Annotated in this window: 1 protein-coding gene; it reads left to right on the top strand. The window is 57.4% G+C overall.

Annotation, left to right across the window (positions count from 1 at the left end; translation table 11 throughout):
* A partial coding sequence (locus LK536_RS58840) for a hypothetical protein (RefSeq protein WP_506092339.1) occupies positions 1–258 on the top strand: 258 nt, incomplete at both ends.

Here is a 258-nt window from a genome sequence, read left to right as displayed (position 1 = left end):
CACACGGTGTGCAGGCTGGATTACACGGCAAGGCACCATGGGATTGCCAAGGAACCGGATGTTATCTGCAGCCGCAGGCCTGCATGGCGGTTCTTGGACAGCCCGGACCTGGATTTCCTGGAGCAGAACTTGTACCGTTATTATGGAAATGTCTGGGACAGGCCCGCGGACCATGTGGTGATATATACGAGCTGTGGTTCGGCCGGGGAGGCTGCTTATGTGTGCAGCCGGATTGAGCAGATGGTTCAGGAGGAAGGG

Origin of the sequence: Clostridium pacaense, from assembly GCF_020709765.2 — a bacterium.
GTDB lineage: Bacteria > Bacillota > Clostridia > Lachnospirales > Lachnospiraceae > Enterocloster > Enterocloster hominis.
This window is presented reverse-complemented; position numbering and strand designations above follow the sequence as displayed.